Annotated in this window: 22 protein-coding genes and 1 riboswitch; of the genes, 12 read left to right on the top strand and 10 right to left on the bottom strand. The window is 44.5% G+C overall.

Translation table 11 applies throughout. The features are described from left to right. The coding region (locus ATL39_RS14005; RefSeq protein WP_211326998.1) for a phytanoyl-CoA dioxygenase family protein at positions 1–329 on the bottom strand (329 nt) is incomplete at its 3' end. A 725-nt stretch (positions 330–1,054) separates the two neighbouring features. On the opposite strand from ATL39_RS14005, the gene ATL39_RS14010 reads away from it, so the two are divergent. Together ATL39_RS14010 and ATL39_RS14015 are read left to right on the top strand one after the other, a co-directional pair. Continuing rightward, positions 1,055–1,819, top strand: coding sequence for an alpha/beta fold hydrolase (locus ATL39_RS14010; RefSeq protein WP_170146939.1), 765 nt, complete (start codon positions 1,055–1,057; stop codon positions 1,817–1,819). 227 nt (positions 1,820–2,046) lie between these two features. Then, entirely contained in the window at positions 2,047–2,460 is a 414-nt protein-coding gene (locus tag ATL39_RS14015; protein ID WP_170146940.1) for a DUF2512 family protein, read from the top strand. Positions 2,461–2,550: 90 nt separating this feature from the next. On the opposite strand, the gene ATL39_RS14020 is transcribed toward ATL39_RS14015, so the two are convergent. The 3 genes from ATL39_RS14020 to ATL39_RS14030 form a co-directional block, all read right to left on the bottom strand. Further along, positions 2,551–2,925 (bottom strand): DUF2512 family protein, encoded by a 375-nt coding sequence (locus ATL39_RS14020; RefSeq protein WP_120193998.1) that lies wholly within the window; start codon positions 2,923–2,925, stop codon positions 2,551–2,553. Positions 2,926–3,237: 312 nt separating this feature from the next. Continuing rightward, positions 3,238–3,699 (bottom strand): Hsp20 family protein, encoded by a 462-nt coding sequence (locus ATL39_RS14025; RefSeq protein WP_120193999.1) that lies wholly within the window; start codon positions 3,697–3,699, stop codon positions 3,238–3,240. A gap of 179 nt (positions 3,700–3,878) precedes the next feature. After that, complete coding sequence (locus ATL39_RS14030; protein WP_120194000.1) at positions 3,879–4,715, bottom strand: YihY/virulence factor BrkB family protein; 837 nt, start codon at positions 4,713–4,715, stop codon at positions 3,879–3,881. A gap of 441 nt (positions 4,716–5,156) precedes the next feature. Between ATL39_RS14030 and ATL39_RS14035 the strand changes: the two genes are divergently transcribed. Continuing rightward, on the top strand, positions 5,157–6,032 hold the full coding sequence (locus tag ATL39_RS14035; RefSeq protein WP_120194001.1) for a manganese catalase: 876 nt from the start codon (positions 5,157–5,159) through the stop codon (positions 6,030–6,032). A gap of 248 nt (positions 6,033–6,280) precedes the next feature. Here ATL39_RS14035 and ATL39_RS14040 read toward each other — a convergent pair whose 3' ends face one another. Further along, positions 6,281–7,207 carry a bile acid:sodium symporter family protein gene (locus ATL39_RS14040; protein ID WP_120194002.1) on the bottom strand — a complete coding sequence of 309 codons (927 nt, stop codon included), beginning with the start codon at positions 7,205–7,207 and terminating at the stop codon, positions 6,281–6,283. 209 nt (positions 7,208–7,416) lie between these two features. On the opposite strand from ATL39_RS14040, the gene ATL39_RS14045 reads away from it, so the two are divergent. From ATL39_RS14045 to ATL39_RS14055, 3 genes are all read left to right on the top strand, one after another. Beyond that, positions 7,417–9,552, top strand: a complete 2,136-nt coding sequence (locus ATL39_RS14045) for a glycoside hydrolase family 3 protein (protein WP_120194003.1) — start codon at positions 7,417–7,419, stop codon at positions 9,550–9,552. 36 nt (positions 9,553–9,588) lie between these two features. Beyond that, on the top strand, positions 9,589–11,043 hold the full coding sequence (gene nagE, locus ATL39_RS14050; protein ID WP_120194004.1) for an N-acetylglucosamine-specific PTS transporter subunit IIBC: 1,455 nt from the start codon (positions 9,589–9,591) through the stop codon (positions 11,041–11,043). A 138-nt stretch (positions 11,044–11,181) separates the two neighbouring features. Then, entirely contained in the window at positions 11,182–12,171 is a 990-nt protein-coding gene (locus tag ATL39_RS14055; RefSeq protein ID WP_120194005.1) for a class F sortase, read from the top strand. Between the two features lie 52 nt (positions 12,172–12,223). Here the strand turns inward: ATL39_RS14055 and ATL39_RS14060 are convergent, their stop codons facing one another. After that, positions 12,224–12,934 carry a GntR family transcriptional regulator gene (locus tag ATL39_RS14060; protein ID WP_120194006.1) on the bottom strand — a complete coding sequence of 237 codons (711 nt, stop codon included), beginning with the start codon at positions 12,932–12,934 and terminating at the stop codon, positions 12,224–12,226. Between the two features lie 174 nt (positions 12,935–13,108). Here ATL39_RS14060 and ATL39_RS14065 point away from each other — a divergent pair, with 174 nt between their 5' ends. Both ATL39_RS14065 and bglA read left to right on the top strand, forming a co-directional pair. Then, the gene (locus tag ATL39_RS14065) at positions 13,109–15,022 is read left to right on the top strand and encodes a beta-glucoside-specific PTS transporter subunit IIABC (RefSeq protein ID WP_120194007.1); all 1,914 of its coding nucleotides are present in this window, start codon (positions 13,109–13,111) and stop codon (positions 15,020–15,022) included. Between the two features lie 13 nt (positions 15,023–15,035). Continuing rightward, complete coding sequence (gene bglA / locus ATL39_RS14070) at positions 15,036–16,475, top strand: 6-phospho-beta-glucosidase BglA (RefSeq protein WP_120194008.1); 1,440 nt, start codon at positions 15,036–15,038, stop codon at positions 16,473–16,475. A gap of 41 nt (positions 16,476–16,516) precedes the next feature. Here bglA and mobV read toward each other — a convergent pair whose 3' ends face one another. Beyond that, positions 16,517–17,731, bottom strand: a complete 1,215-nt coding sequence (gene mobV / locus ATL39_RS14075; RefSeq protein ID WP_120194009.1) for a MobV family relaxase — start codon at positions 17,729–17,731, stop codon at positions 16,517–16,519. Positions 17,732–18,040: 309 nt separating this feature from the next. Between mobV and ATL39_RS14080 the strand changes: the two genes are divergently transcribed. The 3 genes from ATL39_RS14080 (at position 18,041) to ATL39_RS14090 (ending at position 19,681) form a co-directional block, all read left to right on the top strand. Continuing rightward, entirely contained in the window at positions 18,041–18,793 is a 753-nt protein-coding gene (locus tag ATL39_RS14080) for a sugar phosphate isomerase/epimerase family protein (RefSeq protein WP_120194010.1), read from the top strand. 22 nt (positions 18,794–18,815) lie between these two features. Next, positions 18,816–19,388, top strand: coding sequence for a thioredoxin family protein (locus ATL39_RS14085; protein WP_120194011.1), 573 nt, complete (start codon positions 18,816–18,818; stop codon positions 19,386–19,388). Positions 19,389–19,462: 74 nt separating this feature from the next. Then, complete coding sequence (locus ATL39_RS14090) at positions 19,463–19,681, top strand: WYL domain-containing protein (protein ID WP_120194012.1); 219 nt, start codon at positions 19,463–19,465, stop codon at positions 19,679–19,681. A 23-nt stretch (positions 19,682–19,704) separates the two neighbouring features. On the opposite strand, the gene ATL39_RS14095 is transcribed toward ATL39_RS14090, so the two are convergent. The 3 genes from ATL39_RS14095 to ATL39_RS14105 form a co-directional block, all read right to left on the bottom strand. Beyond that, positions 19,705–20,574, bottom strand: a complete 870-nt coding sequence (locus ATL39_RS14095) for an SDR family oxidoreductase (RefSeq protein ID WP_120194013.1) — start codon at positions 20,572–20,574, stop codon at positions 19,705–19,707. A gap of 113 nt (positions 20,575–20,687) precedes the next feature. After that, positions 20,688–22,208: an NCS2 family permease gene (locus ATL39_RS14100; protein ID WP_120194014.1), complete on the bottom strand. Its 1,521-nt coding sequence runs from the start codon at positions 22,206–22,208 to the stop codon at positions 20,688–20,690. 21 nt (positions 22,209–22,229) lie between these two features. Beyond that, the gene (locus ATL39_RS14105) at positions 22,230–22,820 is read right to left on the bottom strand and encodes a xanthine phosphoribosyltransferase (protein WP_120194015.1); all 591 of its coding nucleotides are present in this window, start codon (positions 22,818–22,820) and stop codon (positions 22,230–22,232) included. 90 nt (positions 22,821–22,910) lie between these two features. Further along, positions 22,911–23,012: riboswitch (purine riboswitch) on the bottom strand. 140 nt (positions 23,013–23,152) lie between these two features. Here ATL39_RS14105 and ATL39_RS14110 point away from each other — a divergent pair. After that, positions 23,153–23,575, top strand: coding sequence for a hypothetical protein (locus tag ATL39_RS14110; RefSeq protein ID WP_120194016.1), 423 nt, complete (start codon positions 23,153–23,155; stop codon positions 23,573–23,575). The last annotated feature ends 12 nt before the right edge of the window (positions 23,576–23,587 follow it).

Raw genomic sequence — 23,587 nt, forward strand, 5'->3', positions numbered from 1 at the left:
ATGCGCGACTGCGTAATGTATACCTCACTGCCCAGAAGCTGCTGAGCCGCCTGGACGATGCGGTCGTTTTGCGCGAGCGACTCAAAAAAGCCGCTGTCTTTATGAATTTCAAACACGGTACGGATATCGTTGCTTTCCGGCTCTTTGATCACTTCGACCGAGTCGCGGTCCTGGTTGCGCTCCATCGTCTGCTTGAGCTCGCGGATCATCGCTTTGATTTCATCAGGCTCAAACAGGTTTTCAAACAGCAGGTAGCCGTTTTCGTCGTAGAAGTCCTCGTCCGCCTTCGTCAGCGGTCCCTCGGAAAAGTCGGGGTTTCGGTAAGTCACCGGGTCCTTGCGTTCTGTGATGGACGCCTCGGCCTGGTGACGGGATGGGTATCGATCGGTAGTCATAATGTGATGCACTCCTTTATTTTTATTTTACCCTTAAAGGGCTTCACCGTTTGACACTGCTTTAAACGGCAGGATTCATTTCGGCCGGCCGGAGTTTTCGAGTAGTCTGCGTGAGCCACAGATGAGGTTTGTATACCACGTAAAATCTCTTGTGTAACGAAAAAAAGCCGAAAAGAAGCAAGGCTTCTTTTCGGCTTATGGTCAACTCTATGTTTGACTCACTGCTGCCGGCGGTTATAAAAATGTCGGTAGGGTGGGTGGATGATTGTGCTTATGGACATGCATACGTTAATTATATGCCTGCTCTTCTATGGATACCTGCTTTTAGAGGAAAATAAACATAAATATTAAAAGCTATAGGTTTATCAGGAAAATAGAGAGGGGAATAATGTACTTTTACGCAGGCAGTACTAAGATAAATGCTGGACAGCTTTCCGTAAAAAACTACAGACGTAATTAATATGAATGTTTTTTAAGTCGGAAGGAAACGATAGATGCTTCTATTTGATAAAAGCCGCCTGAAGGTGCAGAATATAGAAGTCAAAGAAAAGAATGATACTTTTAGAAAGACTGGTTCCGGATGCTATAGCATCATAATAAAGTAGTTGATTTTTTAATCAAAACATATCAGCTGACTACAAAAACAGAGGATGAATGATTTGCCATATTTTAAAGCAAAAGATGCAAAAGTATATTATGAAAAAAGAGGAAGCGGACCGCTTCTATTGTTTATATCCCCTCCTGGTTTAGGAGCTCCGGTATTTGAACAGCAGAGGGATCTTGAGAACGATTATTGTGTCGTAACATTTGATCCTCGTGGAAATGGAAAAAGCGAAAGCGGAAATAATCATACCTCTGCTTTGGAAAACTGGGTGGAAGATACAGCGGACTTGATCGATCACCTTGGCGGAAGTGTGATTCTCTGCGGTTATTCGCTCGGCGGCACGCCGGCGCAGATCACAGCGCTTCAGTATCCCGAAAAAGTAAAAGCCCTTGTGCTTATTAATGCTTTTCCTGTCGTCAATACGCTCCTGCTGTTTGTGAAGTTCAAACTGGGAATCTGGAGTTCCTATGAAGATCTGCGCAGCGTGATAGCGAAAGTGCTGTCGATTTCCCATACGAAAAAAAAGGATCAACAGCAAAGAATTTCAGCTAATATCAAAAAAAGCAGTTCAACTGTGATGAAAAAAATGTATAAGGAAGGGAAAAGTTACGACGGGCGGGTAAATCTCCCCAATATTTCCTGCCCGGTATTTGTAGTCTATGGAAGTGCAGACATACTAACGCGTAAATATGTCAAAGATTTCCGAAGGGCCATTCCTTTGCTTTCTACTATCTGCATAAAGGGCGGCACCCATCAGCTGCCTACAAAAAATGCAGATGAAATGAACGGAGCTATAACGCAGATAAAAAACAACTTATAACAAATGAATGCTTTCCTAAATATATGTGTTCGTGTTTTATTTAGCAGCCAAGAGGGGAAAAGATTACTATATTTTACATTACTTCAGGCGGAAACCCGGAGACTAAAAGAGCTGGCGGGTAAGCCGGAAAAAGACATGTGTCTTTTTTCGGCTTTTTTATGCGATGAACTTTATAAATCGGCCAGCTTGTCAAAAGGTACTGCGATGAAAATAAAAGGAGGGGTTTTTTGCATCACGTTATCGCATTATTAATAAAAATTGGATTTACTGTTTTTCTTATAGGAATAGTACTGCTTATTATTTTAAATGAATTTAATATTGCTGAAACAGCTGCCGTCTCTCTTTTAATCGCTTTATTTTTGTATATTTTTGATTTAACGATCATGCCCCGGATCAAAAATATTTATTCTGTGCTTGCAGACACAGTGACTGTTTTTCTCCTGCTTTGGTTCCTAGGTTCGTGGATGGGAAGAGAACCCGTGGAATATTATATAGGATTTGCGATTGTATCTGTGAGTTTAGGGGTATTTGAATTTTTTTACCACCGCTTCTTACTAAGCCGGATTTTTCCGAAAGACGAAGAAGGCGAACAGTCCAGGTACGGCGAAACACGCGAAAATACTAATAAAATAAACGAATAAAATAATGAAAAAGAAAGACGACTGTATCAAAGTCGTGCTAAAACCATAAAAAAAGAACCCGGCCGGGTTCTTTTTTGAAGCTTAATCGAATCAACGACCGACTCGCACCACATTAGTGGCCGATAAAACATGAGTGGCTAAATAAATATGAAAAAAATATTCGACGATCGACATACCTACTGTGACAAGCAAAGCAGCTGAAGCGATAGAAGCTAAAGAAGAAGAGAACAGCAGCATGCCTAGAAATATGATAATAAACGTTATAATTCCATCAAGCAGTAAAGCGGTGGTATTTCCTTTTTTCGGAAGTACCGATAAATCGCCAAGAGGGTAGGACACTGCACCGAGCACAAGAGCAAACCCAACTACGTACAAAAAAGAAATATTATAAATGATCGTTAATACTAGAAACAATACAACCAAAGTAGCTGCGCTTTTTAATGTTAATGCCTTTAAATGAGCCATAATTATTCCTCCTTTCTTTAAGTAATAAAAAAAGCCAGAACAAGACGTGGTCTTGGTTCTGGCTTATGCACCGGCTCTGCTGTCCGGTGATCGACGCCGCAGTTATTATTTTCTTTTCAGGATACTGCTTATTTAACCTGAAAAGATGGAAGCTAAACATCTAGTTTTTCTGAAACAGAGTGCTTTTTTATTCATACTGCGCTCAACTGCCGGCGGCTGAATGACTTAGATGTGCATAGTTCATAAGCGGTTAATTTAAATAAATTGTGGTAGGAACTTTAGACGAAACAGTTCCAACATTAGGCTTATTTTTTACTCGATCTTGAGCTGTTTGAATGTAAATTGCTTTCTGCTGTTTGATTTAGGAATCTGGATAGAAAGCATTTCTTTTTGAAAAACTACTTTGATTTTTTCTTCTTCCACATCTCCTATATAAAAACACCGCAGAAATGTATCAAACGAACGTTTTTTACGTATATACGTTCTGTTTTCTTCTTTTAATGTTTTTTGCGACTGTTTTTCTCCACGCATAGTAATATAGCCATTTTCATATTCTACGCTGATAGAATCTTTAAGAAACCCCGGCAGTTCTGTTTCCAGTCCAAATATCTGGTGATTTTCCCAAATATCTACTTGAGGGAGGCCATAGCTTTTTGTCCAGTCTTCTTCCAGGTTCTCCCTAAAAGGCTGGGCATAAAAAACATCTGGTATTATGGAATCAGGCACAGCTGTCTGCTGATTTTTTCTTTTCTTTCCGGGTAGTAAGTTAGTCATTTTTCATCTCTCCTTTATAAAAATAAAAAAAGCCGAAAAGAAAGAGCACCTGCTCCTTCTTTTCGACTTATGTCCGGCTCTATAGTCCAAACGATTGCTGTCGGTTATTTGTTTTTTATAACGTAATAGTTTTATATTCCCCCGTTTAAAAATGGTTTAAACATGCGGGAGGAAAAATATTAATTATCTTCCTTTTTTTCAAGCATTTTTCTTCGGTGTATAACTACGTTGGTTTCAGCGCCGACCATTAAAACAAGTCCGGTTAAAAACAACCACAGCAGCAAAATGATAACAGCACCGATACTGCCGTAAGTAGCCGAATAGTTTCCGAAATTGTTAACGTAAAAAGCAAATCCCAGTGACACTACCTGCCAGAGTAGAGCTGCTACAAGAGATCCCACTATTATTTCTTTCCATTTCAACGTTTTATTAGGAGCAAAACGATAAAGAATAAGAAGCATGGACGTCATAATAACAACGGCAACAACCCAGCGCAGGATTTGGAATAATATTTCTGTCTGCGGCGGCAGGCTTAATAAAGAAGTAATAAAGGAAATAATCACATTTCCAAATACAGGAAGAACTAAAGCGACGATTAGTGCCAGTACTAAGCTTATAGTTAACCCTAATGCGATAAGACGTACTTTAATAAAAGATCTGCTTTCCTCCACATCGTATGCCTGATTCGAGGATTTGATGAACGCATTTACGCCGTTGGAAGCAGACCACAGCGCCACCAGCAGACTGACTGCAGATAAAATGCCCTGCGGCTCCTGAACTAATGTTGTTATATTTTCTTCGAAAAGAGATACTGCATCAGCCGGTGCTACATCTCCGAGCACGGTGATCACGGTGTCTGGATTAAGGTTCAAAAAAGGCAGTATCGTTAAAGCAAACAGCAGCATTGGAAAAATCGATAAGATATAATAATAGGCCTGGGCAGCTGCTAGTAAAGGCACGTCATCTTTTTTGAATTCTTTCATGAAGTCAGAAAAAAATGCTTTTAATTTTTTCAACTAATATCTCTCCTTTCCTAATTTTACATGTATAAAAACTATAAAAATCCTCCTCTCTCCGTGGAACTAAATTGAAACGATCCAAGTTTTTAGCTTATACCTTACATTTTTATAAAATAAACATTATTTTAAAATAAATGGCTTTTTTTCATTCCAGCTGAAAAAGGTTTACAGAATGGTTTTAGTGGGAAGTTTACTAGAAGCCGGCGCTACAAAAACAACGGCCTGATTTTTCAAGTGAAACTACGCAGCGGAAATTTCCAGACAATAGAGCTGAGAAATAAGCTGGAACAAGACCTGGTCTTGTTCCAGCTTTTTTTGTGTGAAAACACCAAAAAAGCCTATGTTTTTAATGCTGTTATTAAAAAGGAAGGAGAAAGAACATAAAAAGAAAGGTATTAAAATAAGGGAAAAATAAAAAATCGAAGAGGTGGTCATAGTATGTTTTTTCATCAAAAAGAACTGCAGTTTCATTCCAAACCTGATCGTCCAGATCCATTATACGCCAAAAAGCTTCAGGAGATCCTCGGAGGCCAGTTTGGTGAAATTTCGGTAGCAATGCAGTATATGTTTCAGGGCTGGAATACCCGCGGCAATGAAAAATATAAAGATTTGGTAATGGATACCGGTACAGAAGAATTTGGCCATATTGAAATGATCGCAACAATGATTGCCCGTCTTCTTGACGATGCTCCGGTCAATCAGCAGGAAGATGCAGCCAGCGATCCAGTAATCGGCGCGATAATGGGCGGTATGAATCCTCATCATGCTATTGTCTCCGGGCTCGGCGCTACACCTGAGAACAGCGCAGGAGTACCTTGGAACGCAGGATATATCGTTGCCAGCGGCAATCTGCTTGCTGATTTCAGAACAAATTTAAATGCGGAATCCCAGGGCAGACTTCAGGTAGCAAGATTATATGAAATGACAGAGGACAAAGGCGTGCGAAAAATGCTTTCTTTCTTATTGGCACGCGATACCATGCATCAGAACCAGTGGATTGCAGCAATTAAAGAACTAGAGGAAAAAGATGGCGTCATCGCTCCGGCCACGGTACCGAAAGAATGGGAAGCAACTGAATTCTCCCATACATTATTTAATTTTTCCGCCGGAGAAGAAAGCAAAGCAGGAAGCTGGACTGAGGGCAGAGCGCCGGACGGAGCCGGCAATTTCGAATATGTAAGCAGCCCGGAAGCGCACGCTGAAAAACCGGTGCTGAAACCAGCGCCAAAATATATGCATAATACGCTGCCATTAGATGAAGAAAGTACGGAAAAGTCTTCTACTTTGGACAAATTGCTTGGAAAAGACGAGTAAAAAGATAGAAGGGAAAAGAGGAACAGCGCTTTTTCAATAAACTAAATGATACAGCCCTCTGCGATTGACTTTGCAGGGGGCTGTTCTTGCAGCCTGCTATAAATATAAGAAGGAGTAATATAAATCAAAACAGCATAAGTATAGACTACACTTTTTATTCCATCGATACATACATCTGATAAGGAAGAATCCCCAACATTTATTTAGATTCAAAATGCCGGAAGAAGTCGTTCATCTTTATCGTTTTATTAGGATATATATTTAAACCGATTGGAAACCGCCGAACCGATCGATAAATTAAATATCATGTTAATAATAGGAGGAACAGCACCGATATCCCCGATAAATTCAAAAGCAAGAATAGCGGCTAGAGCGGTGTTGCAGAGGCCTACATGAAAAAGTACGGCTCTCGCATCAGCTTCGCTCAGACGGAGCTTTTTCGCGGCAGCATACCCAAGCGCCATCGGGATCGTTACCTGAATAAACACAACGACTGTAAGCAGCGACATGATGGAAAGGTGGTTTCTGAACGCATCTGATCCTTCGCCTGTTATAAGATGGACAATGAGCAGAAGAGAAAGGGACGAACCGAGCCGGGTTAACGGCTTGGAGTAGATGGCTGCCCCGGAGAACATGCGCTGGGTCAGCAGGCCGAGCAGTATCGGAATCACGACAATCAATAAAAAAGATTGAAGCAGATTCCAAAATGAAATGGACACCTGGCTTCCTTCAATGCCAAACATAGCAATAATCACAGCAATCGGGCTGATTGCGGTATCAAGCAGGGAAGAGACAACGACGAGCGAGGTACTGCCGCCGGCCAAAAAGGTGTACAGAGCCGCTGCGGTAGCACTCGGCACGGTTCCAGATAAAATAATGCCGGCTGCAATCTGCGGTTCGCCGGCAAAAAACGAATAGGCAAGAATCATGGAAATACCGGCGGTAAGCGACCATTTTAATAAAGCAGCAATCACTATCTCCCGTTTTTTATAGCGCATGTCCCGCAGGCTGCGGCTGTCCATAGATAAACCGGTGAAATAAATAACAATACCCAGAAGCAGGCCGGGCACCCAGGAGTAGGTAACAATATAATATGGAGAAAAGTATGTAAGAACGGCTGTTAGAACGATAAGTAACGGCAGATAGGCAGACAGCAGTCTGGAAATGAAATCCATAGCAATGTCCTTTCTTTGGTGAAGGCAGGAGTGTAAGCGAATTCTATTTTACCGGATAAAAATGGAAAAACATAGTGCGGATCAATCAAAAGAGACAGAATCATATAAAAGCCTTTACATTCAAATTGGTATAGACTACTATATAAGAATGAGCTGTATATTATTCTAACGAAAATTTACCTACTCAAAGAACGGGAGGGAGATTGCCTATGAAATACCCTATTCAACTGGGACTGGTTATATTATTGATAGGTCATGTATGGTTGCCGGGATATCTCCAGGCAGGAACATCTAATCCACCGGAGGGAGACCTATTTCTTCTGGAAAATGTTCCGTACTTAGAAAAAGAATCCTTACAGAATATTAAGGAAGATCATGTTTTAACAGTTCTTCGATATACTTCGGGGGGCGCTTATGAAGAGGTGACGGAGAATATTAAGTGGCGGTCTTCCAATCCTTCTGTGGCAAAAATAGATAAACAGGGCAGTCTTTCATTGAAAAAATCCGGTAGAACGAAGCTTACTGTCTCAAGTGGAACAAACAAAGATTCTATCATATTGGATGTGGACGAAGACCAAGCATCTTTAACACCAGTTGAAGGAAATGGCTATGCCATGATTGATAGAGCACTGAAAGAAATGACGCTTGAAGAGAAAATAGGGCAGATGATGATGCCGGATTACCGGACATCAAACGGTGAAAATGTAACAAAAATGAATGAAGACATCAAAAAAGAAATACAAGACCACCATGTGGGAGGCACTATTTTATTTTCTGAGAATGTAGAATCGACGGAACAGACGGTAGACCTCGTGCAGGATTATAAGGAAACACCTGATAAATTCGGTATGCTCGTGACAATTGACCAAGAAGGAGGCATTGTTACACGCCTTCAGGAAGGAACGGATTTACCCGGGAACATGGCAATCGGTGCCGCTGATTCAGATGAACTGGCCCAACAGGCAGGAAGCGTTCTCGGAGCGGAGCTTGCATCGCTTGGTATCAACATGAACCTGGCCCCGGTTATGGACGTTAATAATAATCCGGACAACCCGGTCATTGGGGTGCGCTCATTTGGAGAAAATCCCGTTCGCGTGGGAGAACTTGGAAATGCATATGCAGCCGGTCTGCAGGAAAACAATATAGCAGCAATCGCCAAGCATTTCCCCGGGCATGGGGACACATCGATGGATTCTCATATCGGTTTGCCGGAAGTGCCGCATGACAGGGAACGGCTGTTTGATGTGGAGCTCGTTCCTTTCCTCGCTGCGCAGGATAAAGAAATGGATGCCATTATGACCGCCCATGTCACTTTTCCTAATATAGATGATACGGTCGTCTCCTCACGGGAGGATGGATCGGATATTGCACTGCCTGCAACATTGTCTAAAAAAGTGCTGAGCGGTTTGATGCGCGAAGAAATGGGTTTTGAAGGGGTGGTCATGACGGACGCGATGAACATGGAGGCAATTAATACTCATTTTGAACCAGTGGATGCTGCCATACGAACGATTAATGCCGGCACAGATATTGTTCTCATGCCGGTCGGTCTTCCAGATGTATATGACGGAGTATTGGAAGCCGTAGAAACAGGAGCTATTAAACAGGAACGAATTGATGAAGCAGTGAAGCGTATTCTGCTGCTTAAAATGAACCGCGGCATTTTTGCACAAGAATCGCCTCCAGACCGTAGTGAGTTGAAGAAAGATGCGCTGGCTGTTGTTGGATCAGAGGAACACCAAAAGATAGAACAAAATATAGCAGAACAATCAATAACGGTTGTTAAAAACAATGATAATATTCTTCCGCTTAAAGCAGACAGTGAGCAGGTCGTAACGGTTATAGATTCTTCCACCAGCAGCATAGAAGAGGAAGTAGTGGCAGATACGCAGACAGGCTCGCCGCTTGCAGATGAAATTAACAGCCGTGCAGCAACAAGCCACCATATAGAGCTGGAGCCGGATCAGCATTCGTTAAGCAAAGAAGATACAGCAAAGGTCGAAGAGTCCGACGTGCTTATTATCAGTTCGATGACCTCCACCTCAGATGAAAGAACAGATGATAATCCTAATATGATGCTGTTTAATCAGCTAATTGATATGTACGATATACCGGTGATAGGAGTAGGGATTCGCAATCCATACGACTTATCAGGCTATGAAAAGGCTGATGCATACGTGGCACAGTATGGATTCCAGGATGCAAGTTTTGCTGCAACGGGACGTGTGTTATTCGGAGAAGTGGCGCCGCAGGGACACCTCCCGGTAAGCATACCTGCTGCAGACGGAACGGTGCTATACCCGCAAGGCCATGGCCTTACGTTTAATATAGAAAAATCCGAATAAAGTAAAACTCTATTAAAATAAAAGGGGCGGGTATGTATGATGAAATATGTACAAAATATCGGACGGTCGTTGATGTTGCCCGTTGCTGTACTTCCGGCAGCGGCTGTACTCTCGGGAATAGGCAACTGGATCATTGGTTTTGACGAAAGCAATGTAGCCGGCTTATTTTTATTGAACGCTGGACTTTCTATTATTGATCACATCGCCATTTTATTTGCGATTGGTGTTGCCATCGGTATGTCACGCGACAAAGACGGAGCAGCAGCCCTGAGCGGACTTGTCGGTTTTCTTGTTGTCACACAGCTCTTGAGTGTTGATTCAGTAGCAGGGCTCACGGGAGTTGCGGTGGAGGAAGTGCCGTTAGCCTATGAGGCAACGGAAAATGTATTTATTGGTATTATTACAGGTTTAGTAGCGGCAGCTCTATACAACCGCTACAGTCAGGTGAAGCTTCCTGATGCACTTGCTTTTTTCAGCGGAAAACGATTGGTACCGATTGTAACCGCTGCGGCCTCAGTAGGCCTGGCAGCCATCTTTTTCTTCATTTGGCCGGTCGTATATAACGGATTAGTTGTTTTTGGAACGACTTTGAGTGACATGGGAGCCGTTGGTGCGGGCCTTTATGGATTTTTTAACCGTCTTTTAATCCCAACTGGCCTTCACCATGCGCTTAATCAAGTTTTTTGGTTTGACCTGGCCGGTATTAATGATTTTGGAAACTATTGGAGCAGTGAAGGCGAACAGGGAATTACCGGACGGTATATGGCAGGATTCTACCCGATTATGATGTTTGGGCTGCCGGCAGCAGCGCTGGCAATGTATCATACTGCTAAAACAAAGCAGCGTAAAACCGCTGCATCCCTGCTTTTAGCGACAGGTTTTGCCTCATTTTTCACAGGTGTAACCGAGCCGCTTGAATTTTCGTTTATGTTTTTAGCACCGTTATTATATGTCGTACACGCTGCACTTACCGGGCTTTCTTTATTTATAGCTGCTAACTTTGAGTGGATTGCAGGCTTTGGATTCAGCGCCGGTCTGGTCGATTATCTGCTTGCCTTTGCGATGCCGCTGGCAAGCCAGCCTTACATGCTGCTTGTACAGGGACTCTTCTTCGCTATTGTGTATTATGTATTATTTCGCTATTTAATTGTGAAATTAGATCTCTTAACACCGGGACGAGAGGAAGAAACAGCTTTGGCTACAGCTGGTGGAAGCCCTGAAGCAGAAATTGATCAGCAGGATGCGACTGCTGTTCAAGCCGCAGGAATTATTGAAGGCCTGGGAGGTGCGGCTAATATTGCCGCCATTGATAGCTGCGCGACGAGACTCCGCCTGGAAGTAAATGATATGAACAAAGTAGATGAGGCACGAATTAAGAAAACCGGCGTACCGGGTACGAATATTGTAGGTAAGCATAATATTCAGGTAATCGTCGGAACAAGTGTACAATTCGTTGAACAGGAAGTTAGAAAGCAGGTAAACAAAGAATAGTATGTAAACCGGCCTTAAACAAAGGCCGGTTTTTTATATATAATATGTATTGAGTGATCCATCCGCTCTTTTTATACGTTAGCTTACTATCAATCAATGCGAATAGTATAAAGGATTAAATAAGGTGGGGAGCGGCTTATGACACGCGTCGAACAAAATAAAAAAGCCAGGAAAAAAGGCAGTATTATAATTCTGCTGGCAATGCTGATTTGTGCTGGAATTGCGGGCTATTCAGGTTTCCAGGTGTTTGCCTCCGGCAGTCCGGAAGCAGAGAATATCGAGCCGGCATCACAGGAAAACGCAGAACCGGCAGGAGAGAATATGGGAGAATCACTGGAAGCGATTGAAGAAGAGTTTGTGCTGTTGAATGACGCAGAAGCAGAGATGGCGCTTGAAGCGGAAGCGGAGCAGACTGTGCCGACAGGTCTATCCATCCCTTCGATCGATGTTTCCGCTGAGCTGGAACCTAAAGGAGTCCTCGATAACGGGCAGATGGGCGTGCCGTCCACCGAAGACGGGGTTGCCTGGTTTGAACCAGGAGCAAAGCCTGGTGAAAAAGGCAACGCAGTAATGGCAGGTCATGTCGACAGCCGAACCGGTCCTGCTGTGTTTTATGATCTCGATAAGCTGGATGCTGGCGATGAGATTGAAGTGACGGATGAAAAAGGAGAAGTGCTGACGTTTGAAGTAAAGCGTGCCGTCAGCTATGACAGAACCGATGCACCGATTGAAGACATTTTCGGTCCGTCGAATACCCGCAGCCTTAATCTCATTACGTGTACCGGCACGTTTGACCAGGCCGAGGGAACGCACGATCAACGCCTGGTCGTATATACGGAGCTTCAGGAGGAAGACGTGCAGAAAATAGAAAACGGGGATCCTCCCGAAGCACCCGGCAATGTGGTGCTGGCAGGAAGTCAGCTTTCGTTTCATGCCGTTCGTGATGAAGATGTAGCCGGATACCGCGTGTATGAGAAGAATCCAGAGGGAGAGAACCGGCATATAGAAAGCATTGCGGTTCATGAAAGAAAAAGCTACAGTTCGCCGGATCTGGCTGGAAGCGAGTACTACGTCACCACAGTAGATGTATACGGCCAGGAGTCGGAGCCGTCTGAAACCGCAGAATAGAAAACGAGCCCCTGCATGAGATTTTCTCTGTGCAGGGGCTTATTTTATGTGTTTATAAAAAATAGTTATTTGCCTGAATAAAAAACTGCGACTGCTCATAGTTGTAGGTGATTTTCGAAAAATCAAAAGGCTGGCCGTTGGTAAGGTGAAAAATCTGCTCCATAAATAAGCCGGGGGAAGCATCAGGCAGACGAAGCAGCTCTGCTTCCTTTTTATTGATCTTCCCAACGTTGAAATACAAATCAGAAAATCCTATATTGAGTCCCAACGCATCGCTTATATAGTTAAAGATGGATTCAGAAACAATTTCATTATTTAAATACGAAACAACGGATTTATTATAGTAGGATTCTTCGATGCAGAGCGTCTGGCCGTTTATATAACGAACCCTTTTTACATAATACACGCTCTCCTCGGGATTGACTGCCAGGTTGCGTGCGGCTTCCGCTGTCGGCCTGCGGATATCAAGAGCCAGTACTTCAGAAGTAATCTGAAATCCGTCCAGCTCTTTTTTGAACCCTTGATTGGAGAGAAGACTAATATAGCCTCTGCGTTTATGCCGCCTGACAAAAATGCCGCTGCCGCGCACCTGATACACAATCCCCTTTTTTTCCAGAAGATCCAACGCTTTAGTAATGGTGCTTTTGCTGACGTCAAATTGTGCCATAAAAGCATCCAGTACGGGAAGCTTATCTCCCTGCTGTAGATCTTTATCTACGATTTCCTGTTCAATATCGGCTGCAATTTGCTGGTATTTTAACATGGACATTCCTCATTATCGTCTAGTTTCGCGCTTCTTTGTGTACCAATTCTACCATAATTAAACTGAAAACAGCATAATTTAATTATGCGTGTATTAAAAATTTATATGGTATTTATTTAATTGTTACGGTACAATATAAAATGTAAACGCATAACAGTTGAAGGAGGATGGAATGTGGCGGAAAAAGTAAGGGATTATCCAAAGCTGGCAAAAGATATATTAGAGGCTGTAGGAGGGGAAGAAAACGTTCTCAGCGTGACAAGATGTGCGACCAGGCTCCGGATTGTGCTCAAGCGCTCCAAGCCGGATGCGAAACAGCTTGTGTCTTCAATGCCCGGGGTTATTACGGTTGTGGAAAACAGCGGCCAGTTTCAGGTCGTGATCGGTCAGCATGTTGGAGAAGTACATGACGAATTTACTTCTCTTGTAAACATTGATGAATCAGAGGAGCCGGAGGCGAGCAAAGGAACGGTTGTAAACCGTGTCATTGCTACCATGTCTGCAGTATTTGCTCCATTTATCTACATATTGGCAGCGGCAGGTATTCTGCAGGGTATGCTGATACTCATTAATTTATTCTCGGACTCATTTGCCAATACAGGCACATATCAGGTATTCAGCTTTATATCATGGGCTCCATTTACGTTTCTGCCTATTTTCATCGCCATTACAGCCTCCAAACATTTTAAAACAAATATGTATATAGCGGTGGCTGCCTGCGCTGCGCTCGTTACTCCGGAGTGGGCCGGCATGGCCGCCGAAATATCAGAAGGAGCGCAGACGACGTTTGCCGGCCTGCCGCTATCGGAAACGGTGTACACGTCATCCGTGCTTCCGCCGTTATTTCTGGTATGGATATTGTCTTATTTGGAACGGTTTTTAAATAAGCGGATTAATGAAGTTATCCGCCCTTTGTTTGTTCCATTAATCTGCCTGGTCGTTATGGTGCCATTAACAATTGTGCTGATTGGGCCGATCACTACATTGGGTGCCAACGGCATTGCCAACGGCTATAATTTTCTTGCGGAATATGCCCCGGCACTGGCGGGTGCTATTATCGGAGCGTTCTGGCAGGTACTCGTTATCTTTGGCGTTCACTGGGGTATTACGCCGATGGTCCTGGCTAACTTCGAGCAGTACGGACGGGATTCATTCCAGGCTTATCAGACCATTGCCGTTATGGCACAGGTCGGGGCCGTACTAGGTGTTATTATTAAAACAAGGTCACAGGAAATAAAGAAAGTAGGAACTTCAGCAGGTATTACGGGTATATTCGGCATCACCGAGCCGGCTATTTACGGCATCACCCTGCGCTTTAAAAAGCCATTTATATACGGATGTATCTCCGGCGCGGTCGGAGCGATTGCAGCCAGTTTCTTTAACCCGTATTACTTTGCCTATGCCGGTCTCCCCGGACCGCTTACGATTGTAAACGGTATTGATTCGGAATATCCGATGTCGATCTGGGGTATTCTTCTGGGAGTCGGCATTGCCGTTATTCTGCCGATTATTTTGATTCAGCTGCTTGGTTTTGGAGAAGATACTGCCAAACAGGCAGGAGACAGCACGCTGGTGAAGGAACAGGACGGCCGTGATCAGGCGGCGGCAGCAGTAAATGAAGAGACAAGAATCAACGAAGAAACAATCAGTGCGCCTTTTGAAGGGGATATCATTCCACTCGATCAGGTACCGGATGAAGTGTTCAGCTCCGGCGCTATGGGGAGCGGGCTTGCGATCCGGCCAGCAGGGAACAAAGTGTACGCACCTTTTGACGGCACCGTCGTCATGACAGCACCTACAAAACACGCGGTTGGCCTGCGTTCCCATGTCGGGGTGGAGCTGTTGATACACGTGGGATTGGATACCGTAAATCTGCAGGGCAGGCCGTTTACTCTCAAGGTAGAAGACGGCAGCACCTTCAAAAAAGGAGATCTGCTGCTCGAATTTGACAAACAGTCCATTGAAGCAGAAGGGCTGGATACCATTACGCCGATTATCATCACGAATTCCGGCGATTATGAAGAAGTTATATTTAACGATAAAAATAAAAGCGCATTGGATCAGGAATTATTTACGGTTATAAAATAAGGAGGACATATACATGTCAACGATGCCAAAAGATTTTCTATGGGGAGGGGCCCTGGCGGCCCATCAATTTGAAGGAGGCTGGGATCAAAGCGGAAAAGGACCCAGCGTGGTCGACGTAATGACAGCGGGAGCCCACGGGGTGGCTCGCGAAATTACAGAAACGGTAGAAAAGGATAAATTTTATCCGAACCACGAAGCGATTGATTTTTACAGCAATTACAAAGAGGATATTGCATTATTCGGGGAAATGGGGTTGAAATGTCTGCGTACGTCGATTGGCTGGAGTCGGATTTTTCCAAACGGAGATGAAGCCGAGCCAAACGAAGAGGGGCTGCAGTTTTACGATAATGTACTGGATGAATTAATAAAGCATGGTATTGAACCCGTTATTACATTATCCCATTTTGAAATGCCGCTCCACCTGGCCCGGGAATACGGCGGATTCCGCAGCAGAAAAGTGGTCGATTTCTTTGTCCGCTTTGCGGAAGTTTGTTTCAACCGCTACAAGGATAAAGTGACATACTGGATGACATTTAATGAAATCAATAACAAGATGGATGTGGAAAATCCATTATTTCTATGGACGAACTCCGGCGTTATTGTAAAAGAAGGGGAAAATGCGAAAGAAATCATGTATCAGGCAGGTCACCACGAACTTATCGCAAGTGCGCTGGCTGTAACAAAAGGAAAAGAGATCAATCCTGCATTCGAAATCGGAGCCATGGTATCCCATGTTCCCATTTATCCATACTCCTCCAATCCGGAGGACGTAATGCTTGCAGAAGAGTCAATGAGACAGCGTTATTTCTTTCCGGACGTTCATATCCGCGGGGCCTATCCGAGATACGCATTAAAAGAATTTGAAAGAGAAGGGTATAACATTCCATTTGAAGATGGAGATGAAGAGATTCTCAAAAACGGCACGGTCGACTATTTAGGCTTCAGCTATTATATGTCGACTACTGTAAGAAGCGGAGCCGCAAATAACACAACAGGAAACATTGTAAACGGCGGTCTGGCAAACGGAGTGGAAAATCCATATATTCAGTCGAGCGACTGGGGATGGGCAATTGATCCAACCGGCCTGAGATATACGCTTAACCGCTTGTATGACAGATACCAGATTCCCTTATTTATTGTAGAGAACGGCTTTGGTGCCGTTGATACGATGGAAGAAGACGGAGCAATTCATGACACGCAGCGAATTGAATATTTAAAGTCGCATATTGAAGCGCTCGAAAAAGCCGTAGAATACGATGGGGTGGAGCTGTTGGGCTATACGCCGTGGGGGATTATTGATATTGTATCCTTTACGACCGGTGAGATGAAAAAACGCTACGGCATGATTCACGTAGACCGTGATAACGAAGGAAATGGTTCAATGAAGCGTTCGAAAAAGGAATCGTTTGACTGGTATAAAAAAGTAATCGAAACAAACGGAAAGCAGTTATAAAAAAATAGGAAGGATCTCCAGTCGGAGAGCCTTCCTGTTTTTTATGATTCAGGATAATCCTGGTCATCGAGCGCCACCTCTTCGGGAAATAAGCGTTGAAACTGCAGTTTCTCCTGGCGGGTGAGAGACTGTTTGCCCTGCTCAAAAAAGTCTCTCGCGCCTTCCAGTTCCTCGGGATTTTCCCTATCGTAAAAATCAATCGGTACTTCTTTGGTTTTACCCGATAAGTGGGCAGAAGCCTTCGCATGGCCAATCGCCCAGTCAAGGTGTTCGTAGGAATCAGAAAACATCTGCTTAAAATGCTGCAGGGTTTCACGCAGCAGCTCCGATTCTCCGGTTAAAACACGTCCGTAGGCAAGAGCCTGATCTTTTGTCTGCTTTACTTCACGAAGTCTGCTGCGCACATCATTTAATTCAGCCAGCGTCTGCTCGTATTTTTGCTTATAGGAAGCTGCATCCCGGCGCCTGGTATAGGATTGAAGCGCCAGCGTGTAAAGTTCTTTATAGTCTTCTTTAGGTATTTCCATGACTGATTTTGTCTTAAAGCCTTCAGAAAGCTGAAGAGAACTTTTTTCTTTAGCGCCGCCCGTTAATTTTTCGAACTCTCCGAGAAAAGTCCCGCCTTCATTTAAACGCTGCTCCATCTGGTTAATTTCTTCACGCAGAATCAACAGATCCCGTTCGTACACTTCCAGATGAAGATCCTCTATTTTAGGATCCGGGCGGTCCAGGTCAAAATTGTGCTGCTTTAAAAAGGTATGAAAATCAGACTGAAGCATATATAAATCTTTGTTCTGACCGAAGAAATCCTTGGCAGAAAGCCGGTCATCTTCTGTAAAAGGAATAAAACCGATATGAATATGAGGAGCACTCTCATCCTTATGTACTACTGCATACATTATGTTTTTCTGGCCGTGCCGTTCTTGAAAAAACAGCAGACACGTATCAAAAAAGCGTTTTTCTTCTTCAGGAGAAAGGCTGTCAAAAAAAGAAGCATCATTAATGACCGTAACGTTGCACAGTTTAATTGCATCTTTACTGATTGCTTTCTGCCCGGTATAACGCTGATCGATTGTTTTATTAATCACTTTTTTGTAATCAAAGGGGTGCTCGTTCACTAAATCCACATTTAGTATTGTCCGGCGGCGGTCAATCCCGTCACCTGGAATTTCCTCTTTCTCTCGCTGATTGTGGGCCTGTACTTCCTTTAATTCAGAGCCTTTTACTTTCTGCAGATGAAGCACGGGGTAACTCATGATGAATCCTCTCCTTTCGGCAGGGACAATATGTATACCCACAAGTGTAGCATATTTTAAGGGAAAAAGAGGGAATAGAAATGGCAGATTGCCCTGTACTATGAAAGGGAGGTTTATACTCAGAGGACAGGGGGCAGTGATTAATTACCGGTGCCGGGGTTCTGAAATACAATTTCACTATATAGGTTAAAAAAGAAAGCAAAGCTAAATAATTTCACGTACTATATTATTTTAATAACATAAATCTCAACAAAACAATCAAAAATGGTAAACTATACCCAGCGCACATAAAAGAAAAGAGGGAGCATAATGACAAATACCGCACTGCAGCTGTATACGCTGCGAAAGGAACTGGAAGAAGATTTTGAAGGAACCCTTCATCAAGTCTCCAGAATGGGATATAGAGGAATTGAGCTGGCAGGGAATACAGGAGGAATGTCTGCAGAAGCACTTCATGTGTTTTTAAAACAAATTCACCTGGAAACAGCCTCGATGCATGTCTCTCTGGAAGAACTCGAAACAAATTCATCCTATCACATTGATTTTGCTCATGCGCTTGGCTGCAGACATATCGTCTGCCCATATTTGGAACCGGAGAAGCGCCGGAGCATTCAACAGTATAAAGAATTAGCAGCCTCGTTAAACCGGATAGGTGAAACCTGCAGAAAAGAAGGAATTACATTCTCATATCACAACCATGATTTTGAACTGGTGGCGTTGGAAGGTGAACTCCCGCTTTCCGTCATTATGGAAAATACAGATCCGAAGCTGGTTATGATTGAACTGGATACATACTGGGTACAGAAAGCAGGAGAAGATCCGCTGGTCTGGATGGATCGCTGCAAGAACCGGATGCAGCTTGTGCACCTTAAAGATATGACCCGGGACGAAGAGGGATTTTTTGCAGAGCTCGGAACGGGACGCATGGATATAGAAGCGATTTTGAAACAAGCCAAACAACAGGAGGTTGCCTGGCAGATCGTGGAACAGGATGAATCACGCGGGGAACCGATTGAAAGCGTAAAAGAAAGCCTGCAGTATTTACACCAATTATCGATTTAATACTATAGGAGGACAATGTCATATGCCTACGAATCAGAACATTGCAGATATGATCGGAAAAGGAATCACGGTGGATGCTTTTGTATCACAGATGAAACCGGAATATCAGGAAAAAATGAATGAATGGCAGGAAGGATTTACCTGGGTGGATCATTCCCAGGAAGTGCTGAGTTTTATGCGTACCAGGTCTGACCTCCACTGTTCTATCATTGCCTCAGACTGGTGTGGTGACGTGCATCGTAACTTTCCGGTCGTCATAGAGGTGATGAATCAGGCAGCCGTACCGGTTGAGGTGTTTGTGCAGGAAGACCATCCGTCCTTTATCGATGTTTTTCGCACACTGGGCGGGAAGTCTGTTCCTAAAGTGATTGTCACCAATACTTCAGGAGACGTACATTTCACCTGGGGACCGCGGCCTTCTTTTATTCAGGAGCCCATGGCTTACTTTAAATCACTTCAATTAAAAGATTCGGACAGCGAATATGCAGCCGAGCGAACAAAAGCCTATGAAGGGATACAGGCTCGGTATGGTGAGGATTTTAACTATCAGAAGCTTGTTGTCTATGAACTAACCAATCTGTTATCACAGACGTAATCAGCAAAGCAGTTTGCTTTACATCGAACGTTTGTTCTTATATAATTTAGTTATATAAGAAAGGAGCGGGGGAAATGGAAGGCATACTGGAAAGAGCAATGGAGGAGCAGGCACCGGTTCAGCTCGTGTACGAAAGCAAAAGCGGGATCACGCAGCGGACCATTACCATATACAAAAACGATACAGAACGCATCATAGCATACTGCCATTCCAAAAAAGCGGTCCGGTCGTTTCGGAAACGCTGTATTCTGGCGGTACAGCCAATAAAAAAAAGATACCCCGCTGTTATTTAAAACAGGCAGGGTATCTCTTTTTTTTAAGTGGTTACAAATCGTCCGCCGTTAACGTGAATGACCTGGCCGGTCATGTAGCTGGAGTCCTGGGAACCGAGCAGGACGAATGCCGGTGCCAGTTCAGCCGGCTGGCCCGGACGTCCCATCGGCGTATTCGTTCCAAAACTTTCGACCTTATCCTCTCCAAAGGTGGATGGGATAAGCGGTGTCCAGATAGGACCCGGCGCTACTCCATTTACGCGGATGCCTTTAGAAGCAAGCGAGGTAGAAAGAGAGCGTATGAGAGTGGTGACCGCTCCATTTGTAGCAGAGTAGTCAATTAAGCCGGCTGATCCGTCGTAGGCTGTCACAGATGTTGTATTTATAATTGCGGCCCCTTCTTTTAAATGAGGGAGCGCTGCCTGAATGAAATAAAACATGGAAAATACGTTGGTGCGAAACGTTTTTTCCAGCTGATCTTTAGAAATATCCTCAATTTTTTCCTGCGGGTGCTGTTCCGCTGCATTATTTATTAATACATCAAGCTGTCCAAACTCTTTAATCGTATCTTCCACTGCTTTTTTGGCAAACTGATCGTCCCCGCCATCACCAGGAAGCAGCAGACAGCGGCGCCCGTAGCTTTCAATTTCTTTTTTGGTTTGTTCAGCATCTTCATGTTCATCCAGGTAGACAATTGCCACATCCGCTCCTTCTTTAGCGTACGCAATGGCTGCAGCTTTTCCAATACCGCTGTCGCCTCCGGTAATGAGCGCCGTTTTATCTTTTAGTTTATCGGACCCTTTATACTCAGGGTTATCATGTACCGGTTTCGGATCCATCGGTTCCACTTCTCCGGGTTGTTTGTTCTGCTGCTGCACGGGCTGGCCGTCCTGCTGTTTTTCTTTAAATTCCATGTATTTCTGCCTCCTTGTTGTTAGTTGAATATAATAGCCAAGTACCCCTGCGGCTGCAGACTCAAACAGAAGCCGAAAAAACCGGGCCCTTTTTATAAAGGAACCCGGTTTTTCTATGACACCTGACGTTCTTGCTTATCCGGTTGTTCTAATTGAGACTGATGCCTGTGCTGCCAGGCGCAGAAACCAAAGAACACAGCAACTGCAAGATAACCTGCCGTGAAATCCGGTGCAGCATTCCAGGCAAGGGCAGGAGCATGCATGAATCCGGCAAAAGAAAAGACGGCCGCCGTTAACGTAAATATAACGGCACGGCGCCATTCCCGGTCAATAATAGAAACGGTCACTGCTCCGAGCAGAATCGCGGTGAAAAGGGCGCCCTGGCCGAGAGGAACAATTCCCTCCGAAATATCAGCCACCACGTCACCTGCCGGGTTATTAAAGCGCGTCATGGTGTAATTAGCCAGATACGGCAGCATAGCCAGTGCCACAGCCGGAAAATATCTGCTGGAGGTGGTGGAAAAGGCAGCCGCCACCATGGACATACCGACAAATACCAGCACCGGTGCAATCGCGGCGAGCGGAATCAACGCAGACAGTGCAGCAATCATGCCGGTCACAGCCGCTGCCAGTATAACAAAGGCGTTTAAAATACTGTAGCCGCGTCCGGCTCCCATTTCTTTGGAACCAATCGTTGCAATGTAGACAGTAGTAGGAAACAGTCCGCCGAAAACAGCGCCAAGCATAGTTCCTGTACCGTCAACAGCCTGACATTCACGTACATCATAAGAGTCTCCTACAGCGGCCATCGCTTCCACGTTATTCATCGTTTCAATTGCATTATAAATCGTGATAGGCAGCAGCACACCAAGCAGACCGACTGCCGTCCCAAACAAAAGTGTCATCCCGTCAAACGCGGCCAGACTGGGAACAATCGGATAGAAGCCTACATTGGATAACCCTTCGGATACCTCTCCCGGACTCTGATGGCCCAATGCGAATGCCAGAATAGTTCCAACCACGACAGCGAGTAATGATGCCGGCATTCGAAAAGGAAAGACTACTTTTCCTACAAATCCGACCAGGATAATCGCCAGTGCGACAAGTCCGACTACGGGGATGGCAAACGTATGAAACAGCATTTCACCGGCAATAAACGAAAAAGCAACACCCGCCAGTGCACCTAGCAGCGCAGGACGGGGAAGGTGGTCCCGGATCCAGTTTCCGGTTAAGCTGACCATTGCTTCAATAAGCCCGCTGATAAAAGCGGCTGCTACGGCAATTTTCCAGGCAAGATCCGGATCATTCGTTAACGCAAGTGCCGGCGCAAGCACGCCGAATAAAAAAACAAACATAACCGGCGTACTGATTCCATAAGAAAGCGCCGTTACATCACTTCGGTTTTCTTTTTTGGCCAGCCGGGAAGCCATAAATGAGTAGTACAGATTTCCTGCCATGACGGCTACGGCCGTCCCGGGAATCACTTTCCCAAATACAACAGAAGCAGGAAATCCCATACCAAGCATCGTTACGGTAATTACAACAAAGTTGGCTAGGTTATTTTGAAACAAGGCAAAAAATGCATCAAGATCCTGCCGCTTAAACCATGGATAATGAACCGACTGAGCGTTCATGAACTGCTTCACCTTCTTTTCTTATTTAATAGGGGCCTCTGATTCCACAAAGGTGACGCGGCCGTTCTCGAGCGAGGCCACTCTAGCGAGAGACTCGACCCGGTAGCCGCTGTTAATGAGCTGCTCCCGCCCGGGCTGAAAGGATTTCTCAATCACAATGCCAACACCGGCGACAACCGCCTCCGCTTTTTCAACAATCTCAATTAATCCTTTCGCCGCCTGGCCGTTCGCAAGAAAATCATCCAGAATAAGCACCCGGTCTCCGGACGCAAGAAAATCTTTGGAAACGGCAATTTCCGATTCTGTCCGTTTAGTAAACGAGTAGACGCGGCTCGCATACACATGCTCATCCATCGTTAAAGACTTCCGCTTTCTTGCAAATACGAGAGGTACCTCGAGCTTCGAGGCTGCCATAAAGCTTGGCGCAATCCCCGATGACTCTATCGTGAGGACTTTCGTAATTCCATCCTGCTGAAAAATACGGGCAAATTCTTCTCCAACCGCAGCCATCAGCCCGGTATCAATCTGGTGGTTAAGAAAGGTATCCACTTTAAGGACGTGCTCCGAAAGGACAATCCCACGCTCGACAATTGCCTGTTTTAATCGTTCCATTGTTCCACTCCTTTTTTCTTTAACTGTTATTTTTTAAAACAAAAAAACCTGCCGCCCGAACGTATCGAGTGACAGGCTGACCGCATACAAAAAAGCCGACGCTGCACTCGTAGTCAGGCCGTTTAAGGCAGCCTGGTAGAAACGCGCGGACCATATTTCCGCAGTTATACGAGTAAAGTATATGTTTATAGATAAGAGTCTATTATAGACGAACAGTCTACCGATGAGAAGCCCGATTTTATTAATTCGAACAGCAGTGCCGTTTAAAGAGACGCAGGTAAGGGAATGCAGTACCCATCCAGAACAAATCAGGGAAAAAAGGGGCTGTTTTTTTGAATTACGAAGATTTTAAAACATTGATTGTCCATAATGGGAACAGTGAAGACTGGCTGTATGATGAATTTCATCAGGCATATACACTCAAAGAAAACCTGAACGTATCCATTCATTTTTGTGAAGAGCGGGGCACAGAAGAAGTAAGCAGGGACTGGTTTTCCAAAACGGGAAGCAGCCGGGGCCGTGAATTGTTCTTTGATGTGCACTTTGGAGCCTCATTGATTGAACAGCTCCGATTTTACGAGATTGATAATGGAAATATTCTCATGCCGGAGGCAGACACGCTGAACACCGTGTCCGAGTATCATTACAGCCTGACCAGGGCACTCAATAAGCCCAATGCCAAACCAAATGACTCCGTCATCGACGAGTATTTTGAGCGGCTGGGCTGGAGCATCTATAAAACGTCAAATGAATAACGAAGAGACCCG

The sequence above is a fragment of the Sinobaca qinghaiensis genome, assembly GCF_003610495.1.
Classification (GTDB): domain Bacteria; phylum Bacillota; class Bacilli; order Bacillales; family Marinococcaceae; genus Sinobaca; species Sinobaca qinghaiensis.

Bases quoted from the DNA above. Each gene is read 5' to 3' on its own strand.
- ATL39_RS14105 (WP_120194015.1), bottom strand. From the start codon at position 22,820: ATGGAACGATTAAAACAGGCAATTGTCGAGCGTGGGATTGTCCTTTCG.
- ATL39_RS14060 (WP_120194006.1), bottom strand. From the start codon at position 12,934: ATGTTAAAATACCAGCAAATTGCAGCCGATATTGAACAGGAAATCGTA.
- ATL39_RS14080 (WP_120194010.1), top strand. From the start codon at position 18,041: ATGACAAATACCGCACTGCAGCTGTATACGCTGCGAAAGGAACTGGAA.
- ATL39_RS14020 (WP_120193998.1), bottom strand. From the start codon at position 2,925: ATGGCTCATTTAAAGGCATTAACATTAAAAAGCGCAGCTACTTTGGTT.
- ATL39_RS14085 (WP_120194011.1), top strand. From the start codon at position 18,816: ATGCCTACGAATCAGAACATTGCAGATATGATCGGAAAAGGAATCACG.
- ATL39_RS14095 (WP_120194013.1), bottom strand. From the start codon at position 20,574: ATGGAATTTAAAGAAAAACAGCAGGACGGCCAGCCCGTGCAGCAGCAG.
- ATL39_RS14040 (WP_120194002.1), bottom strand. From the start codon at position 7,207: ATGGATTTCATTTCCAGACTGCTGTCTGCCTATCTGCCGTTACTTATC.
- ATL39_RS14090 (WP_120194012.1), top strand. From the start codon at position 19,463: ATGGAAGGCATACTGGAAAGAGCAATGGAGGAGCAGGCACCGGTTCAG.
- ATL39_RS14100 (WP_120194014.1), bottom strand. From the start codon at position 22,208: ATGAACGCTCAGTCGGTTCATTATCCATGGTTTAAGCGGCAGGATCTT.
- ATL39_RS14035 (WP_120194001.1), top strand. From the start codon at position 5,157: ATGTTTTTTCATCAAAAAGAACTGCAGTTTCATTCCAAACCTGATCGT.
- ATL39_RS14025 (WP_120193999.1), bottom strand. From the start codon at position 3,699: ATGACTAACTTACTACCCGGAAAGAAAAGAAAAAATCAGCAGACAGCT.
- bglA (WP_120194008.1), top strand. From the start codon at position 15,036: ATGTCAACGATGCCAAAAGATTTTCTATGGGGAGGGGCCCTGGCGGCC.
- ATL39_RS14055 (WP_120194005.1), top strand. From the start codon at position 11,182: ATGACACGCGTCGAACAAAATAAAAAAGCCAGGAAAAAAGGCAGTATT.
- ATL39_RS14045 (WP_120194003.1), top strand. From the start codon at position 7,417: ATGAAATACCCTATTCAACTGGGACTGGTTATATTATTGATAGGTCAT.
- nagE (WP_120194004.1), top strand. From the start codon at position 9,589: ATGATGAAATATGTACAAAATATCGGACGGTCGTTGATGTTGCCCGTT.
- mobV (WP_120194009.1), bottom strand. From the start codon at position 17,731: ATGAGTTACCCCGTGCTTCATCTGCAGAAAGTAAAAGGCTCTGAATTA.